13 protein-coding genes are annotated in these 17,194 nt (G+C 60.8%); 2 read left to right on the top strand and 11 right to left on the bottom strand.

Annotation, left to right across the window (positions count from 1 at the left end; all coding sequences use genetic code 11):
* Window positions 1-21: 21 nt before the first annotated feature.
* From H0241_RS25465 to H0241_RS25430, 8 genes are all read right to left on the bottom strand, one after another.
* The gene (locus H0241_RS25465; protein WP_181060597.1) at window positions 22-501 is read right to left on the bottom strand and encodes a class I SAM-dependent methyltransferase; all 480 of its coding nucleotides are present in this window, start codon (window positions 499-501) and stop codon (window positions 22-24) included.
* Window positions 502-773: 272 nt separating this feature from the next.
* Window positions 774-1,955 (bottom strand): ABC transporter permease, encoded by a 1,182-nt coding sequence (locus H0241_RS25460; protein WP_181060596.1) that lies wholly within the window; start codon window positions 1,953-1,955, stop codon window positions 774-776.
* Complete coding sequence (locus H0241_RS25455; protein WP_181060595.1) at window positions 1,952-2,950, bottom strand: ABC transporter permease; 999 nt, start codon at window positions 2,948-2,950, stop codon at window positions 1,952-1,954. Before H0241_RS25455 ends, H0241_RS25460 begins: the two co-directional genes overlap by 4 nt.
* 2 nt (window positions 2,951-2,952) lie before the next feature.
* Window positions 2,953-4,851 (bottom strand): ABC transporter substrate-binding protein, encoded by a 1,899-nt coding sequence (locus H0241_RS25450; protein WP_181060594.1) that lies wholly within the window; start codon window positions 4,849-4,851, stop codon window positions 2,953-2,955.
* Window positions 4,848-6,743, bottom strand: coding sequence for an ABC transporter ATP-binding protein (locus H0241_RS25445; protein ID WP_181060593.1), 1,896 nt, complete (start codon window positions 6,741-6,743; stop codon window positions 4,848-4,850). Before H0241_RS25445 ends, H0241_RS25450 begins: the two co-directional genes overlap by 4 nt.
* 155 nt (window positions 6,744-6,898) lie before the next feature.
* The gene (locus H0241_RS25440) at window positions 6,899-8,239 is read right to left on the bottom strand and encodes an adenylate/guanylate cyclase domain-containing protein (RefSeq protein WP_181060592.1); all 1,341 of its coding nucleotides are present in this window, start codon (window positions 8,237-8,239) and stop codon (window positions 6,899-6,901) included.
* 233 nt (window positions 8,240-8,472) lie between these two features.
* Window positions 8,473-9,816, bottom strand: coding sequence for a nucleotide sugar dehydrogenase (locus H0241_RS25435; RefSeq protein ID WP_181060591.1), 1,344 nt, complete (start codon window positions 9,814-9,816; stop codon window positions 8,473-8,475).
* 115 nt (window positions 9,817-9,931) lie between these two features.
* Window positions 9,932-11,110 (bottom strand): DUF3095 domain-containing protein, encoded by a 1,179-nt coding sequence (locus H0241_RS25430; RefSeq protein WP_181060590.1) that lies wholly within the window; start codon window positions 11,108-11,110, stop codon window positions 9,932-9,934.
* 74 nt (window positions 11,111-11,184) lie between these two features.
* Here H0241_RS25430 and H0241_RS25425 point away from each other — a divergent pair, with 74 nt between their 5' ends.
* Window positions 11,185-12,273, top strand: a complete 1,089-nt coding sequence (locus H0241_RS25425) for a glycosyltransferase family 4 protein (protein WP_181060589.1) — start codon at window positions 11,185-11,187, stop codon at window positions 12,271-12,273.
* Window positions 12,270-13,031 (top strand): polysaccharide deacetylase family protein, encoded by a 762-nt coding sequence (locus H0241_RS25420; protein WP_181060588.1) that lies wholly within the window; start codon window positions 12,270-12,272, stop codon window positions 13,029-13,031. Before H0241_RS25425 ends, H0241_RS25420 begins: the two co-directional genes overlap by 4 nt.
* 63 nt (window positions 13,032-13,094) lie before the next feature.
* Here H0241_RS25420 and H0241_RS25415 read toward each other — a convergent pair whose 3' ends face one another.
* The 3 genes from H0241_RS25415 to H0241_RS25405 are packed head-to-tail and all read right to left on the bottom strand — an operon-like array spanning window position 13,095 to window position 17,168.
* Entirely contained in the window at window positions 13,095-13,949 is an 855-nt protein-coding gene (locus H0241_RS25415) for an MBL fold metallo-hydrolase (RefSeq protein WP_181060587.1), read from the bottom strand.
* 23 nt (window positions 13,950-13,972) lie between these two features.
* Window positions 13,973-14,419 carry a cyclic nucleotide-binding domain-containing protein gene (locus tag H0241_RS25410; RefSeq protein ID WP_181060586.1) on the bottom strand — a complete coding sequence of 149 codons (447 nt, stop codon included), beginning with the start codon at window positions 14,417-14,419 and terminating at the stop codon, window positions 13,973-13,975.
* Window positions 14,420-14,453: 34 nt separating this feature from the next.
* Window positions 14,454-17,168, bottom strand: a complete 2,715-nt coding sequence (locus H0241_RS25405) for an ABC transporter transmembrane domain-containing protein (protein WP_181060585.1) — start codon at window positions 17,166-17,168, stop codon at window positions 14,454-14,456.
* Window positions 17,169-17,194 lie beyond the last annotated feature (26 nt).

Raw genomic sequence — 17,194 nt, 5'->3', positions numbered from 1 at the left:
GATTTGGGCCGTCTCCGCCCCTTACACGCGCTTGCAAAGGAAATAACGATCGGCGGGCTCCGAAGTCGGCGCCGGGAGGCGTTGCAGCAGCGGGTGATCGAGCGGCGTGCCACTGACCGCGAAGCCGCCGACGCGAAGAAGGCTCGCAATCAGATCGGGAAGCCAGGTAGCGGTCACTGCATCGCGATCGTCATAGCCGGTGCCGATGTCGGCATGAACAAGGGCGGCTTCGATGCCAATGAACTTGCGGCCCGTCTCGCGTATTTCGCCGAGCACGAGGTTTTCAGCTTCGGGAATTGAGCTGGTGTGTGCGCCAACTTCGCGGTCGAACACCACGATCCGGCGCCCGGGCAGAAGCTCGCGCAGATGGTGGAACGTCCGGCCATTGCCGAGGCCGAGCTCGAGCACAAGCCCCTCCATCTTCGCCACCTCGGGGCAGATTTGATTGAGAATGTCGCGCTGTGCGGTCATCCTGCTGATGAAATTATCGAGGCGACTCATATGCGATTGTATGTCCTGAACCAGCAACCCCGATCGGGCTTGCCGCATATAGAGCAATTCCAGGAAAAGTGTGAGCGGTTTTCCCGGGAAAAGCGTGTAGCGCTTTCCCTTGGGAATTGCGTCAAAACAAAGAGATAGAGTGTTTCGCCGTTTCCGTTAAACGGTGAAACGCTCTAGAGGCGAACGACGAACCCTGCAATAACCCAACCGGCCGCCGACAAACGTCATACCGGGCGGAGTCGTCGGCAAGCCGCGCGGCGGAATGGCGATCCTCACTTGTAGGGATCCGCGGCGTCCCGCAAGCCGTCGCCGAGGAAGTTGAACGCCATGATGACGAGGATGACGGGGAGCATTGGCAAAAGCAGCCATGGATAGAACGCGATCACGCTGACGCTGCGCGCCTCGGTGAGCAGGATGCCCCAGCTGGTTATCGGCGCCCTCAGGCCGAGCCCGAGGAAGCTCAGCGCCGTCTCGCCCAGGATCATGCCGGGTATGGAGAGCGTCGCCGTCGCGATCAGGTGCGACATGAAACCGGGAATGAGATGCCGCCTGATAATGCGGCTGCTCCCGGCGCCCATCAACTGCGCGGCCAGAACGTAATCCTCCTCGCGCAGGGCCAGAAGCTTTGAACGCACGGCCCGCGCCAGTCCGGTCCAGTCGAGCAGTCCGAGGATGACGGTGATGCCGAAATAGATCAGGATCGGACTCCAGGTTATCGGCATGATCGCCGCCAGGGCCAGCCATAGCGGGATGCTGGGAATCGATTGCAGAACTTCGATTATTCGTTGAACGACCAGGTCGAAGATACCGCCGTGATAGCCGGCCAATCCGCCGATGAAGATGCCGAGCAGGAAGCTGAAACTGATGCCGACGAGGCCGATTGTCAGTGAAATGCGTGCGCCATAGATCATGCGCGAGAGCACGTCACGCCCCAGCCTGTCGGTGCCGGCCAGAAACAGCTGGCCGTTTTCGGCAGGGCAGACAAAATGCCTGTCACCTTCGATCAGGCCCCAGAACTGGTAACTGTCGCCCTTGCAGAAGAAGCGGAGCCGCTGAACATCGTCCTGGTTCTCGATGTAGTTCCGCTTGAGCGTATCCATATCCAGCTTCATCTGGCGGCCATAGACGAACGGCCCGACGAATTCGCCATTGCGGAACAGGTGCACCTGCTGCGGCGGCGAATAGATGTAGTCCATGTTGCGCGTGTGCAGATTGTAGGGCGCCAGGAACTCGCTGATCAGTATCCCGAAATACAGCACTGCCAGGAATATGCCGGATATAAGCGCGAGCCGGTGCTTGCGGAATTTCCACCACATCAGCCGCAACTGCGACGCCTGAAAGACCTTCGACTGCTCCGGCGTCATCGCCTCGACCGACTGCAGGTCAAAGGGCGCGATGGAAACGTAGTGTTGCAGTGGAGCGCCCGGAGCGGGCAGCGGCGATTGCGTGTTCATTTGGTGCTGCCGCCCTGCAAACGAATTCGTGGATCAAGCAACGCCAGCGCCAGGTCGGAAATCAGCACGCCGATGACCGTCAGGAAGGCGAGGAACATCAGGAACGACCCTGCCAGATACATATCCTGGCTTTGCAGCGCCTTGATCAGCATCGGCCCGGTCGTTTCCAAAGACAGCACGATCGCCGTGATTTCGGCGCCGGAGATGATGGCCGGCAGGATGGAGCCGATGTCGGAAATGAAGAAATTGAGCGCCATGCGCAGCGGATATTTGACCAGCGCCTTGAACGGATGAAGGCCTTTGGCACGCGCGGTCACGACATATTGCTTGTGCAACTCATCGAGCAGATTTGCGCGCAGCCGCCGGATCATGCTTGCCGTGCCCCCGGTGCCGATAATCAGGACCGGGATCCAGAGATGGGCGAGGATCGACTTGGCCTTGGCCCAGCTCATCGCCTCGCCGAGATATTGCTGGTCCATGAGATGGCCGATGGACGTGCCGAACCAGATGTTGGCGAAATACATCAGGATCAGCGCCAGCATGAAATTCGGAATGGCAAGGCCGAGAAGGCCGAAGAAAGTCAGGCCGTAGTCACCCCAGCTGTATTGATGCGTGGCGGAGTACATGCCGATCGGAAAGGCGATGAGCCAGGTGAAGATGATCGTGACAAAGGAAACCAGCACGGTCAGCCACATTCGGTCCCCGACGACGTCGCGAACCGGCAGTTCATATTCGAAGGAATAGCCGAAATCGCCGTGCAGCATCCCGCCGACCCAGTAGAAGTAGCGAATGACCGGTGGCTGGTCGAAACCATATTCCTTGCGCATCATCTCGATGCGATCGGAATCCACCGCTTCGCCCTGGGCCCGAAGCTCGGCGACATAGCTGTCGAAATAGTCGCCCGGTGGAAGTTCGATGATCGTGAACACCAGCGCCGATATGACCAGCAGCGTTGGAACCATCACGGCAATGCGCCAGACAAGATATCGAAGCACGCTCAGGAGCCTCCAAGCCAGAATGTATCCGGCATGTAGACACCGAAATAGGCGGTCGGGTCGTAGCCGTAGAGCGCCTTGTCAGGCAGATTGCGCAGCCGCGAGGACACCAGAATCGGCTGATGCGTTCCGTTCACCGTGCCGATCGAAAACACCTGATCGGTGTAGATCGACAGCATTGAATTCCAGATTTCGGCGCGCTCCGTGGCTTCGGTCGATCCGTTCCAGCGCTTGAGCAAAGCCATCAGCTCGACCACCTCAGGAAGATCGGGCGCCTCACCCATCTTGCCGTGGGACAGATAGTGCGCGCCCCAGAGCGGCCATTGCAGCTGGTCATCGATGGTGGGGGCCAGCTGGTACGGGTTCATGTCGGCGGTCGGCACGCCATTGTCGATGCCCGACCACATCGACATCATGATCTGGCCGCCAAGCGCGCGGCTGCGGAAGATGTCGCGCTGCGAAGTCCGGATGAACAAAGCGACGCCGATCTGGCGCCAGTGATCGGTGATGAGTTCGAGCGCGTCGGTTTCCAGCGTGCTTTCGCCGGCCGTTTCCACGATGATCTTCGCAGAGCGTCCGTCGGGAAGCATCCGCACGCCGTCATCGTCACGTGCCTGCAGCCCGACCTCGTCTAGCAGGGCATTGGCCTGGTCGGGATCATGGGCGACCCAGGCTTTGGCGAATTCCGGCCGGTAGAGCGGGCTCTCCGGCAAGACCGTATCGGCACTTTCCTGCGCCAATCCGTAGAACACGGCCATATTGATCTCGCGCCTGTCTACCGCGAGCGAAAGTGCGCGGCGCACGCGCACGTCACGCAAAAGGCCACGCCACACCGGGTCGGCACAATTCAGATTGGGCAGCAGCGCCAGCCGTGAACCTTGTGTGCGTTTCCACAGATGCATCTTCACCGGGTAGCGCTTTTCCGCGTCCTTCAGGAAGGAGTAATCGGTGAAGTCAATTCCCATGGATTGCAGGTCGCTCTCGCCCGCACCGGTCTTGGCCGAGATGATCGCCGACGAGCTGACATTCATGATGATCCGGTCGACATAGGGCAGTTGCCGGCCATTCTCGTCTATTCGATGAAAGAACGGGTTGCGCTCGAAGATGAACTGCTCAGCCGGCGGCTTGGTCCGGTTCTGCCAGGGATCGAGCGTCGGCAGATCCGGATTTTCCGGGCGATACTGCCGCGACATGCGGATATGCAGGAGCGTCCATTTCTTGGCCCGGTTCTCCTTCATCAGGCCGGCGAGCCGGAATGTATCCTGATATTTCTTGTGGAACTGCTTGAGATAGGCGGCCGGCAGAACAAGTGATATCGGCGCGGCAGCAGCGAGCTTGGGCAGGAAGTCGGGATTGGGCGCATCCCAACTGTAGCGCACCGTCAGCGGATCGACGATCTCGAAGCGTGGCGGCTTGCCGTCCGCCAGCAGGGTCGGGGCGAGCCCGCCTTGCGAAAGCTCATCGTTCAGCCAGACATCTTCCCAGCAATAGCGGAAATCCTCCGGCGTCAGCAGGCTGCCGTCGGACCATTTATGTCCTTCCCGTATCTTGAACGTGAAGATGCGATCATCCGCTACGTCGAAACTTTCGAGAATGTCGGCCTGCAAGTTAAGCTTTTCGTCATAGCCGACCAGCCGGGAATACCCGTAGATCGTCATCATCCGGATATCTTTCTGGCTGCCGATGATGGTTCGAAGCGTGCCGCCATATTGGCCGGGCTGCCGGCCCATCGCAGCGAGATTCAACGCACGCGGGCTCTTGGGCAAGCGCTCGGCGAGTGCCGGCAGCGCCTTGGCCGTGAGCTGCGGCTGAAGAAAATCCGGCTCCAGATCGCCGGCGCGCGACGTGCCCGGCAGAAGTGCCGAAGCCATCAGTCCAATGACGGTGCGACGGCTGATCAATGGCGTAACTCTCTGATATCGGCCGAACGTCGGGCCAGCACGAGGTGGCCGCCGCCAAGATCGAGCGGCGACAGCATATCCTCTTCGCCCTCGTCGCGGAATTGCGGTCCCCATGCGCTGGTGTCGGAAGCGCCGCCGAGCTTCAGCGTATTGAAATCCATCGGCCGGTCGAGATCGGGGAAAGGGACTGCGGCCAGCAGTGAGCGCGTGTAGGGGTGGATCGGTTTCCTGAGCAGAATTTCGCGCGGCGCAAGCTCAACGATACGCCCGCCGCACATCACCGCGATGCGGTCCGCCATGTAGTCCACCACCGCCAGATTGTGGGATATGAACAGGTAGGTCAGGCCCAGTTCCTTCTGCAGGTCCTTCAAAAGGTTCAGGATCTGCGCCTGGACAGAGACATCGAGCGCCGAAACCGGCTCGTCGCAGATCAGCAGTTCAGGCCCCAGCGCCAACGCGCGCGCGATGCCGATACGCTGACGTTGCCCGCCGGAGAAACTGTGCGGATAGCGCTTGATGAAGCGCGGATCGAGCCCGATTGCCTGCATCAGGCTCTTGACGGTGGCCAGTCGGGAGGCGTCATTGCCCCGTTGATGGATTTCCAGCGGCTCGCTCAAGATGTTCTCCACCGTCATGCGGGGGGAGAGCGACGAAACCGGATCCTGGAAGACCATCTGGATTTTCGCGCGCAGCAAGCGCAGGGCGTCTCCCTCGGCATCCAGCACGTCGATCGGCCCTTCGCGACCGTTGAAGACCACGGAGCCGCCGCTGGGCGTAACAGCCCGCATCAGGATCTTGCTGACCGTGGTTTTGCCGCAGCCGCTTTCGCCGACCAGACCCAGGCACTCACCCCGCCTGATGTCGAAGCTCACGCCGTCCACGGCGCGAACGGAGGTTTGATGGCTCCCGCCGAACCATCCGGACTTGCGGGTGGTGTAGACCTTTTTCAGATCCCTGACCGACAGCAGGATGTCGTCCGACCCCTTCGATGCCGGCGCCGTCTGCTTGCCCAGCAGGTTCTCGACATTCACCGGCACCTCGCGGAGCGCCTTTAGCCTTTCGCCAGGCTTCAGGTCGAAATGCGGAACGGCTTCCATCAGGCCCTTCAGGTAAGGGTGACCCGGCCGGCGGAATATCGCCTCCACAGGTCCCGCTTCCATGATCTCGCCATGGTACATGACCACCACCTCGTCGGCGACATTGGCGACAACGCCAAGGTCGTGCGTGATCAGCAGCATTGCCATGTTCAGCTTGGTCTGAAGCCCGCGCAGCAATTGCAGGATTTGCGCCTGGATGGTGACGTCCAACGCCGTCGTCGGCTCATCGGCGATCAACAGCGCGGGCCGGCAGATAAGCGCCATGGCGATCATGGCGCGTTGCCGCAATCCTCCCGAAAGTTCGAACGGATACATGTCATAGGCGCGCTTGGGATTGGGAAAACCGACGAGGCTGAGCATTTCCTCGGTCCGCGCCTTGCGCTCCGCTCGAGCCATGGGCGTATGAATCTGCAGGGATTCGCTGACCTGATTGCCGATCGTGTGCAGCGGCGACAGCGATGTCATCGGCTCCTGAAAGATCTTGCCGATGCGGCTGCCTCTCAACGCCCGGATTTCGGGTCCATCACGCGGCATCTTCAGGATATCCTGCGTCGTGCCGGGCTTTTCAGGATCGGAAAACAGGATACGGCCGCGAACATGGGCCGTGTTCGGCAAAATCCCCATTACGGCCTGGCTGAGAACCGATTTCCCGGAACCGGACTCACCCACAAGCGCGGTAACCTTGCCGGGCAGGACGCGAAGATTTGCGCGCCTGACGGCATGCAAAGGTCCCCCCACAATAGCAAAAGAAATGCCAACGTCCTCGATCCGCAGCAAATCCACGCTCGAACTCATCCTCACACCAGCCCCACTCTATCGGCCTGCCGGCCGCCCCCCAACAAAGCGAGACTAGCGTATTGGCAGCCTAGAGCAACTTGGATTCGAACGAGTTCCCCGACGGACCCTGCGACCGGGCCGCCGACCCAGGCGTTCTGGTCAGCTCGTGGCGGCTACTGGAGCTTCCTCCGGTCGCCGGCCGACAGCCGCGCGGCATCGCGATGAAGCAGCATGACCTGCTCGGCATCCGATATCCGGTCGTGAAACGGCTGCAGCACAGCGTCTTCATCGAGTGCGAGAGCACCCGACAGATCGGGTGAAAGCACCGTCAGCTTCTGCTTGATACCCGCCAGTTCCTCCTTGCCGAGCGTCAGCCAGCTGTTGGCGCCGCAATAGCCGGCGAAGTCCTTGCTGGCGAGAACGCTGTGCGGATATTTCTTGGTCAGGGTCTGGAGGCGCTGAACCTCGTTTACAGCCGAGCCGAAGACAGAGAATGTGAGCCGGTCGGTAAGCCCGACATTGCCGAACATCACATTGCCGACATGCAGGCCGATACCAAATTTTATGTCGTCCAACCCCTTCTCTTTTCTGCGCAGATTGAGCTCCATCATGCGCGTGCTGGCTTTGTGCGCAGCCGCAAGAGCAGCCTGGCAGGCGATCTCGGACTGCGCGCGGTGCCTTTCGCAGGGGTAGACGGCAATGAAGCCATCCCCCAGGAAACTCATGATCTGCCCGCCTTTGCGATTGAAGGGTGCGGCAATGGCATCGAAAAACTGGTTCAGCGTATCGATATAGATTTCGCGGCCGGAGGTTTCGGCCAGCTTTGTCGACCCGCGCATATCGCCCATGACCAGTGCGGCCCGGATTGTGTCGCCCTCGCCGCGCTTGATCTGGCCGTCCAGCACGCGCCTGCCGGCGTCGCCGCCGAGATAAGTGGTCATCATGTTGTCGGCGAGCTTGGTCAGCACCGCCATCTTGGTTGCGATAGCGAGATGGTTCTGGATGCGCAGCAGCGCCGAAATCATGCTGTCGCTGAAGCCTGAAGCACCGTCGGTCGACCACGACCCCATCATGCCCTGACTGGTATCGCCGTTGAAGGGATGGACGAAAGCCATGTAATCGGTGACGCCCATAAGCCTGAGTTCATCGAAAACAGGAAACTCCGACCGCACCGACGGGTCGAGCCGGCGCCGCAGATGGTCGAGCTTGTTGCTGAGCAGATGGTAGTATGGGCTGGTCAGGAATCTGTCGGAATGCACGCCGTTCTCACTGCGAAAGCCTTCCACTTCCAGGCCCTGGCCGCGAAGCCAGGTGAAGCCAAGCGCGTCATAAAGCGGATGGAGCATCGAAAAGCTCAAATGCACCCGCTTCAACGGCAGGCCGGCCGCAGCCAGCCGCTCACAAAAGCCCTTTACCAATGTTTCCAGGTCATCGCCCGCCAGCGCCGACTGGGTCAGCCAATCGGCCACCTTATCCATGAGAATGCTGGAAATTTCTGCTTGCGTTGTGCTCATGCTATCTCGAAACCCGTCGAAGACGAGCCATCTCCTTTGATCTGCCAAATCCTCTAAGTCAATGAAGCCGGCTTCGGGGGCAAAGCCGGCGAAGAATGTCCCGAATAACTGTCCTTGCAGGAAGCAAACAGGCGTAACCGCATTCAACTCGTGGAACATTATGTGGCGAGGCTGCCGGCGGAGTGCAATCCCGATCCTGACATCGGGCAAGAAATTCGCCGGCTCGGCCGCCGTCAGGCCTTCACCACCGTCTCTCGGGCTAGCCCGAGGCGGCCAAAAACATTGCGTGTGTCGACGATCAAAAGAGCGTGATCAGCAATCGCCTGATAGTCGATCGCGTCATGGTCGGTAGCAATGACGACCGCATCGAACTGCTTCAAGGCCGCCTCGGTCAATTCGACCGAGCGACGCCCCTTGATCGCCATATGCTCCCGTGTGGCCGGAATCTCGGTAACATGCGGATCGTGGAATTCAGCCTTGCCGCCCCATTCCTCGATGAGTTCAATGAGCCGCAATGAGGGGCTTTCGCGGATGTCGGGCACATTCTTCTTATAGGCGAGCCCGATGATGAGGATGCGCGAGCGGCTGAGCGCCTTGCCGCAGCGCCGGTCCAGCGCCTTCGCCAGTTCATCGACCACATGACGCGGCATGGCCGTGTTGATCTCCGCCGCCAGCTCGATGAAGCGGGTCGGCAGTTCGTATTCGCGCGCCTTCCACGTCAGGTAGAAGGGATCGATCGGAACGCAGTGGCCGCCAAGTCCGGGGCCAGGATAGAAAGGCATGTAGCCGAAGGGCTTGCTCTTTGCCGCCTCGATCACCTCCCAGATGTCGATACCCATGGCACCGAGCACGACCTTCAACTCGTTGACGAGGGCTATGTTGACCGAGCGGAAGATGTTTTCCGTCAGCTTGACCGCTTCGGCGGTCGCCGTGCTGGAAACCGGAACGACGGTCTTGACCACGCTTTGGTAGAAAGCCTGCACCAGCGTCGCGGCTTCAACGCCGTCACCTGCCACCACCTTGGGGATCGTCGCGACTTCGAAGCTGCGGTTGCCAGGATCCTCGCGTTCGGGCGAGAAGCCGAGGAAGAAGTCTGTCGTCGACCGCAAGCCGGTTTCTTCCAGTATGGGCTTGATCACATCGTCGGTGGTGCCGGGATAGGTGGTCGATTCCAGCACGATCAGATGGCCGAGACGCAGATACCTGGCGATGGTGCCTGCCGTGTTCCTGACAAAGGAGAGGTCCGGCTCGCGGTGTTTGGTCAGCGGCGTTGGAACGCAGATGATGATGACATCGCAGACGGCCAGCTCGGCAAAATCGGCGGTGGCGCGGAACCGTCCGCTCGCCACATGGCCGGCAAGGGCCGTCGACGTCACCGCCTCGATATAGGATTGGCCGTTGTTCAGGCTCTCGACCTTCTGGGCTTCGATGTCGAAGCCGGAAACCGGAAAGCCGGCGCGTGCGATCGCAACCGACAGCGGCAACCCGACATAGCCCAGTCCGATCACGCCGACTTGCGCGGAACGCGTCGAAATCCGGTTCAAAAGACGGTCATATGTCGATCGTGAGGCGTCCAAAAAACTGCTTTCCCGTCAATTCGGACAGACTACCCGCGTCCTTGGCGAGGCTCACCGGGTCCCAAAGAACCATGGCCGAGGCATATTGCGGAAAATCGATTTCCGCAAGCCGTCATCAGACCGGCGCCTTCGCCTTCAGGCTTGCCGCTGCCATCGCATAGCCGCCGTCGGCGCCATCGATGAAATGAACGTGATCGGGCTGCAGCGGCGAGATGACGAGGCAGGTCATCAAGGCCGACTTCTGGCGGTGTAGGCCATAGCTGGAAATGCCCGCCTCTTCCGCCTGTTTCAGCCGGTTCTCGATCCGTTGCAAGACATCTGCGTCGACATCGATGGTCATCTTCAAGCCGTCGTCGAACTTGCGGAAATCCGAATTGCTGGCCACCTCGCGTTTGTAGACCTTTGGATCGAAACGGCCGATCGTCCAGCCAAATCTATCGGTAACAGCCGTAAGCGTCATCAGGAACATCACCCACAGCTTCACCCGCCACCGCCGCCCTGGCGGCGCCGTGGCCCGCGCCTCGACATCGAGGCCGGCGGGCAACAGGCTGTAGGCCGGCCCATCCACCGGCACCGGGTGGCCATCGCGCTCCTGCCTGCCGGCAAGGGCGATGATGTCGGAAGCCAGAAACTGAAAGCCGCGCAAGTCTCGCGACGCCCCCGGTATGGCTATGATCGAGACGATTTCGCCATGCCGGGCTTCGATCGGGTTCCAGCGGCAGGAGAGGCCGGTCAGATCCGGCCGCGAACCGGCCGGCGCAGGGTCGATGCGGTAGCGTCCGGCTTTCATCTCGGCTTCCGCCCAACTGCCGCCACCGCCGGCGAACATCGCATAGAACGCCGCTTCGGAGGCCTGGAACCTCGCCACGCGAACATCGAAGCCTTTCGCTCTTATGTCCTTTATCGGCACGATTGCCGCACGCAAGGTCAGGTCCAGTTCGTCCGCCACCCATCTCTGGACAGAAGCCAGCGCGTTGCGGGCGATCTCAAGCGCCGAGCCGGGAAACGCCACGAGTGCGCCGTCGCCGCCGAAAACATAGGGAAGATCTTGCCGGCCCAGCGCATTGAGCAGCGCCGAAATAACGCTGGCGCCGGCCATATTGACGGTTTTATAGCGCCCCGCCTCGATCGCCTTGGTCGAGCCGACAATGTCGGCGGTGGCCAGCGCCCAGCCATCGGGCAGAGGCCGATAATTGTCGATATCGGCAACGCTTTCGAACTTTGCGAAGACCGGCAAAGAAGCGACGAACGGGTCGGACGCGACAGCTGTTTCCATGAGCATTAGATAGCACATTCCAGCTCTTGAAGGTGAAGTCGATCATGCTTCGAAATTGACTTGCGCGGGCTTTCCGATGATAGGGTCGCGCGATGCGAATTGCCTTCTACGCGCCGCTGAAGTCACCCAATCATCCCGTCGTCTCCGGCGACCGCCAGATGGCACGGATGCTGGTCAAGGCGCTGGAGTACGCAGGGCATAGCGTCGAACTGGCATCCGAGTTGCGCTTCTATCTACGCCAGCCGGAGCCGAAAAGTTTCGATGCGCTCAAGATCGAGGCCGCGGACGAAGCCGCGCGGCTGACCAAGCTTTGGCATCGTGACGGCAAGCCCGATCTCTGGTTCACCTATCATCCCTATTACAAGGCGCCCGACTTGATCGGGCCTGAGCTGGCGTCGGCCTTTGCTGTCCCCTATGTGACAGCGGAAGCTTCCTATTCGAGGCGACGCAACGCCGGCTTGTGGGCCGATAGCCAGGCGTTGGTGGCGCGAGCCATCGAACAGGCGGCGCTGAACATCTGCTTCACCCAAAGGGATCGCCAGGGGCTGACAGATGCGATTCCCGACGCCACTTTCGGCATGCTTTCGCCCTTCATCGACACCGCGGCATTTCGCGAAATGCCGTCACGGGGTTGTCCGACGCGCCTCGTTACCGTCGCCATGATGCGCCCGGGCGACAAAGTCGAAAGCTATCGCATGCTGGCGCAAGCGCTCGGCTCGATCGGCCACCTGCCCTGGACCATGTCGGTGATCGGGGACGGACCTGCCCGTGACGAGGTCGAAGCGCAATTCGCCGGCTTGCCCGCCGACCGTATCGAATGGCTTGGCGCAATCGAGCCGGCGGCCGTGCCGGATGTCCTTTACAGCGGGGGAATCTACGTCTGGCCGGGTTACGGCGAGGCCTATGGCGTCGCCTATCTTGAGGCACAGGCCGCCGGCCTTCCGGTGGTGGCCCAGGACATCGCCGGCGTACCGGAGGTCGTGCGGGACGGCCAGACCGGGTTTCTCACCCCGCCGGGCGATGTCGCGGCGTTCGCCTCCGCCATGGAACGGCTTCTGGCCAGTACCGACGAAAGAACCATCATGGCCGCAGAGGCCAGGCGTTTCGTTCTCGAAGAACGTTCCCTCGGTGGTGCAGCGGCGCGTCTGGCCGAACTTCTCAGGAAGATCCCGGTCTCATGACATCCGATCCGATCTGGCAGCCCTTGGTGGAAGAACTGGCGCGCCGGCAACGGGCGGGCCGCAAGGCGGAGTTCTGGCTGCGCGATGATGATGCCGTGGATCCGACGCCGGCGCTTGATCGGCTGCTCGACCTCACCGCTGAATTCGCGGTTCCGGTCACTCTGGCCGTCATTCCGGCCCAGACCGACGGGAAGCTTGTCGTCCGGCTTGACGAGGCGCCGCATGCTACCGTCGCCATTCATGGCTGGGCGCACCGAAATCATGCGCCCGAGGACCAGAAAAAGCAGGAGCTTGGCGCGCATCGGCCACGCGGGGCGGTGCTCGATGAACTGGCTCGCGGGCTGTCGCACGTGACCGGCCTGCACGGCGCACGTGCCGTTCCGGTGCTGGTGCCACCCTGGAACAGGATCGACGCCGGCGTGGTATCCGGCCTTGGATCGATAGGGTTTGCGGCATTATCGGTCTTTGGCCCGCCGAAGCCGGCTTCCCTGGCGGTCATCAACAGCAATGTCGACATCATGGATTGGCATGGCACGCGCGGCTGCCGCGATCATGGCCTGTTGGTTCAGGCCATCATCGCGCAATTGCAGCAGGCATTCGACGGCGGCGAACCGGTCGGCCTGCTCACTCACCATCTCGTCCATGATGAATCGGCATGGCTTTTCCTCGAACGGCTGTTCGCAGTCACCGCGCGGACCGAAGCCTGCGCATGGCTTCCGATCAGCACATTGATCGAACGCAGCGCCGCTGGAGCATGATCCCGAAAAGTGGAATCCGGTTTTCGGATAAGATCATGCTCAAACAAGGAGAGGAAAAATAGCTCAGCGTTTTTTGTGCAATGAGACCGGGAATTGGAGCGTCTGGCCATCCCGCGCCGCAAAAGCGCCGGCAAACCTGTCCTTGGCCAGTTTCTCCATCGCGTCCAGTTGCTCGTCGGTGCGTGTCGGATCGTGGTGAAACAGCGCGAGCCCCCGCGCACCGGCGGCTTCACAGAGCTTGACGCCCTGTTGCCATGTCGAGTGGCCGTTACCGCGGCGGCGTTCCATTTCCTTCTCGGTGTAGGTGCAATCGTAGATGACGAGGTCGGCATCTTCGATCAGGCCGAGCACCGACTGATCGAGTTTGTTCGGCTCGTGCTCGGTGTCCGTGATCACCGCCACGACGCGTCCGCCCCATTCGACCCGGTAGCCTATGCAGCCGCCCGGATGGGTGAGACTGGCGGTCCGAACCACCACCCCTTCGCGCGGCCGAAGCACGTCTCCGGACACGAAATCGCGGCAGTCGAGCTTTGCCTTGCAGACGTCCATTTTCACCGGAAACCACGGCGGCCGTATGAACTCATCGATCATCTGCCGGGTCGTCATGCGTCCTGCAAGATGCCCGGACCAAACCGTAAGTTTGACGCTCGGGTCAAAGATCGGCGCAAAAGCCGGCAGCCCGATGATGTGATCGTAATGGCAATGGGTGAAAAGCAGGTCGAAATCGGTCACATCCGCCGCCTGAAACGCCCTGCCGGCAGGCCGCAGGCCAGAGCCGGCGTCGAACAGAAGCGTATGCTTGCCGCATCGCATCTCAATGCAGTTTGTGTTGCCGCCATAGCGAACGAATTCTGGCCCGGATACCGCAATGCTGCCGCGCACGCCCCAAAATCTGACCAGGAAAAAATCGTCGTCCATGCTACTTTTCGCCCATCGTAGCTCTAGGCGGTTCGTGCGTCGATCAGATCCGCGGTCGTATGGCTTAGCCGATCGGCAAGAACCCGCAATATCTCGATGGTCATTTCCGGGAACTCCTTCATAAGCCTCAGGAAATGATCCTTGCGGATTCTCAAGGCCTCCAAATCGCTTGCCGCTCTGACGGTGGCAGTGCGGGAGCTGTTGCACAATATGGCGATCTCGCCGACGATCGAATTTGGCAGCAGTTCGGCAACTTTTATCGGCCCGCTGTCGGAATCGACCAGAATATCCGCCCTGCCTGAGAGGATGACATAGGCAGCGTCTGCCTCGTCGCCCTGCCGGAAAAGAATCTGGCCGGCGCTGTAGTTCACGCGATCGGACGTGAACGCGAGCAGCTTGAGCTTTGCCGGCTCGATGCCAGAGAACAAGGGAACGCGTTGCAGCATTCCAACTTCATCCTTGAGCAGCATTGTCGCAAACCTTCCTAAATTCGCGTCTGCCAGACTATGACAGAAGTTCCTTGAAGATACCGTTGTCTGCCAAAAGTGTCTCGTGTGTACCGTCTTCCACCAATTGGCCGGAGTCAAAGACGATAACGCGATCGAACATCATCGCCATTGCCGGACTCGTCACCACCCACACAATTGCCGGCGAATGGTCGTCGCGTCTGGCTTCCTCGAGCACGTTTCGCAGAACTTTGTCCTGCACACGCTGGTCGAGCGCCGACAGCGGCCGGTTGAGAATGAGAAAATCGGGACGCTTGAGCAGAGCCCGGGCAACATCGAGCTTCTGTCGCTGTCCACCGGTCAGCCGCCTGCCGCCGGCGCCGACGTTGAAGTCAAGGCCGACATCCAGAAGCTCGGCATAAAGCCCCAGCTCGTCAAGAATTTCATAAACGATGGAGCGTATGCGGTCCGGCGCGTCGGGATGGTTGTTGCCCACACGCCCGAACAGGACGTTGTCCATGACGGTGGCCGCGGCAATGTATTTGGCAGGATCATACCGTTCGATCGCGTTTTGCAGCTCGGACGGCAGGTTTTCATAGAACTGGTTGCGTGCGGCGACGATCTTGCTCATCAGCTCGTCGGTCAGCAGGCCGAAGCGGTGCCGGGGCTCGATATAGGCAAAGCTCAAGGTGATGATCATGGCCCGGTCGGCCTCCGAAACCGTCTCGTAGAGACGGTTCTTGAGCCGCTGCAGCAAGGTCTCGTAGGCGGGTATCTCCTCGGCGCTCATGAAGGCGAGCTGCTGGAAGAACTGGTGATCGGGCGGCAGGTCGGCAAACAGCTCGATCGCCTGTTCGGCGATCTCCATGCCCATTTCGTAGAGCGTGCGGTCGAGGCCGGCTTGCTTCAGCACAGAAGCAAAATAGGGATTGGCCGCCAGTGCCTTGTCGGCCAGTTCGGGGCCGGCGGCAGCGCCGAAGAGCAGGTTCTGGCCGATCGTCGCTTCCGTGTTGTAAGCGCCCGGCTCGAAAGGAACCACCAGTTCGCGCAGCCCTTCCTGTTCCAGCCGGGTTCGCAGCGCTGCACGCAGTTCGACGATCCGCCCGGCAAGCTTCGTGTGACGCGTGAGGTCGGCCGAAGAGCGCAAGCCAAGATCCAGAATGTCGCGCGACAGAAGAACCGCGTCGAGCACCCGGCGCACCGCTTCAAAGAGGTCGTGCGGGCCGGTAGCACCGGCGGAAGCATAGTCGATCCAGTCGCTGTGGGTATCGAAATCCGGATTGCCCGACCGGCGCGCCTCGTCGATGTTCCAGCGCTGCCGGTCTGCCGCGGCGCCGTCATAAGTCACCGATGTGAGCGGCGCATGCTTCAACCCGTAGAGCAGGTTATCGCGCAGGCTTGCCTGGAACAGGAAAACATCCGACGAGGCGTAGGACATGCGCCGGCCGGTCACTGCTTCGGGCAGTTCAAGCAGGTCATCGGTGCCCGAAGCGACCTTTCCGCTTTCCGGCCAGTTCAGCCGCGCGAAGGCTTCTGCTAGTGCCTCCGCTCCACCTGTCGGGGTGCTGACCAGCGCCACCGTCTCAGCCGGCTTGACCTGCATGGAGATACGGTTGAGGAGCATCGCACCGCCATCGTCCGCTATGGACAGACCGACCGCCGACAGCGGGTTTGTCATCGGACCGGGATCGTCGATCGTCAGTGCTCCGATTCCCGGCGCAATGATATCCTCGACGGTGAACTGTTCAACGACCTGCTGATATTTGACCTGGACATCCTGCCGATCCTGATCCCAGTCGATCAGTTCCTTCATCGGTCCGGGCAGGTCCTTGTAGGCACCGATCACGGCCACGAGCTGGCCGACGTCCAGCCGGCCCCCGATGACCAGATAGCCGCCGATCATGTAGAACAGAAAGGGCGTGAGCTGCGCGAGAAAATTGTTGAGGAACTTTACCATGAATTTCCATTGGTAAAGATCGAAGCGGATCTTGAAGATGAGCCCGAGCCGGGCAGCTATGTCGGCGCGCTCGTAGTTCGACGTGTCGTGGACGTGAACCGCGCCGATGCCGTCGACGATTTCGCCAACCCGGCCCGAAAGCGCGCGCGCTGTCAATTGCCGTTGGCGCCCGAGCACGATCAGCCGCCGCCGCATTCGCGGGATGAGCACGATCTGGATCGCCACGATCACCATCGCTATCATTCCGAGCCAGACGTTCTGGACCATGATGAACAACATGGCTGTCAGCGCCTGGCCGCCGAGCAGCACCGGCTGCAGGAAGGCATCGCCGATGAAGCCGCCCAGCGGCTCCACCTCGTCCTTCACCATGGTCGCCACTTCGGCGGATTTCACCCGCTTGAAGTAAATCGGCGGAAACCGCAGCACACGATCGATCAGGTCGAAGCGGATACGCCGCAGCATGCGTTCGCCGAGGCGGCCCTTGTAGGTGTTGATGTAGAGTTTGAACAGGCCGTTGATGACGACCAGCAAGAGGAACACGAGGCTCAGGGCAAGCAGCGTCTCCGTGCGGTCGAGTTGAAAACCGGAGAAGAACTGGACCTCGCCAATGAATGGCAGGTTATAGTGCAGCCTCATGAATGGCAGGGTCGCGCCCGGTTGCTCGAAGCCCTTGCCCTGGATCGGGCCGTTGACGATCAGCTTCGGCAGGTCGAAGGACATGAAATACGGGATCATCGAAAGCAAGACGATCGCCAATATCCAGATCTGCTGCTTCCTGGTGTGCTTCCAGATATAGCGGGCTAGGCTGGGTTCCATATGCGACTGTGGGTCCTTCAGTTGGC

The sequence above is a fragment of the Mesorhizobium neociceri genome (genome assembly GCF_013520985.1).
Classification (GTDB): domain Bacteria; phylum Pseudomonadota; class Alphaproteobacteria; order Rhizobiales; family Rhizobiaceae; genus Mesorhizobium; species Mesorhizobium neociceri.
Note: the sequence above shows the minus strand (reverse complement) of the source record. Positions and strands in the feature narration are given on the sequence as shown.

Coding starts and splice junctions, on each gene's coding strand:
- H0241_RS25465 (WP_181060597.1), bottom strand. CDS start 501: ATGAGTCGCCTCGATAATTTCATCAGCAGGATGACCGCACAGCGCGAC.
- H0241_RS25460 (WP_181060596.1), bottom strand. CDS start 1,955: ATGAACACGCAATCGCCGCTGCCCGCTCCGGGCGCTCCACTGCAACAC.
- H0241_RS25445 (WP_181060593.1), bottom strand. CDS start 6,743: ATGAGTTCGAGCGTGGATTTGCTGCGGATCGAGGACGTTGGCATTTCT.
- H0241_RS25440 (WP_181060592.1), bottom strand. CDS start 8,239: ATGAGCACAACGCAAGCAGAAATTTCCAGCATTCTCATGGATAAGGTG.
- H0241_RS25430 (WP_181060590.1), bottom strand. CDS start 11,110: ATGTGCTATCTAATGCTCATGGAAACAGCTGTCGCGTCCGACCCGTTC.
- H0241_RS25425 (WP_181060589.1), top strand. CDS start 11,185: ATGCGAATTGCCTTCTACGCGCCGCTGAAGTCACCCAATCATCCCGTC.
- H0241_RS25420 (WP_181060588.1), top strand. CDS start 12,270: ATGACATCCGATCCGATCTGGCAGCCCTTGGTGGAAGAACTGGCGCGC.
- H0241_RS25415 (WP_181060587.1), bottom strand. CDS start 13,949: ATGGACGACGATTTTTTCCTGGTCAGATTTTGGGGCGTGCGCGGCAGC.
- H0241_RS25410 (WP_181060586.1), bottom strand. CDS start 14,419: ATGCTGCTCAAGGATGAAGTTGGAATGCTGCAACGCGTTCCCTTGTTC.
- H0241_RS25405 (WP_181060585.1), bottom strand. CDS start 17,168: ATGGAACCCAGCCTAGCCCGCTATATCTGGAAGCACACCAGGAAGCAG.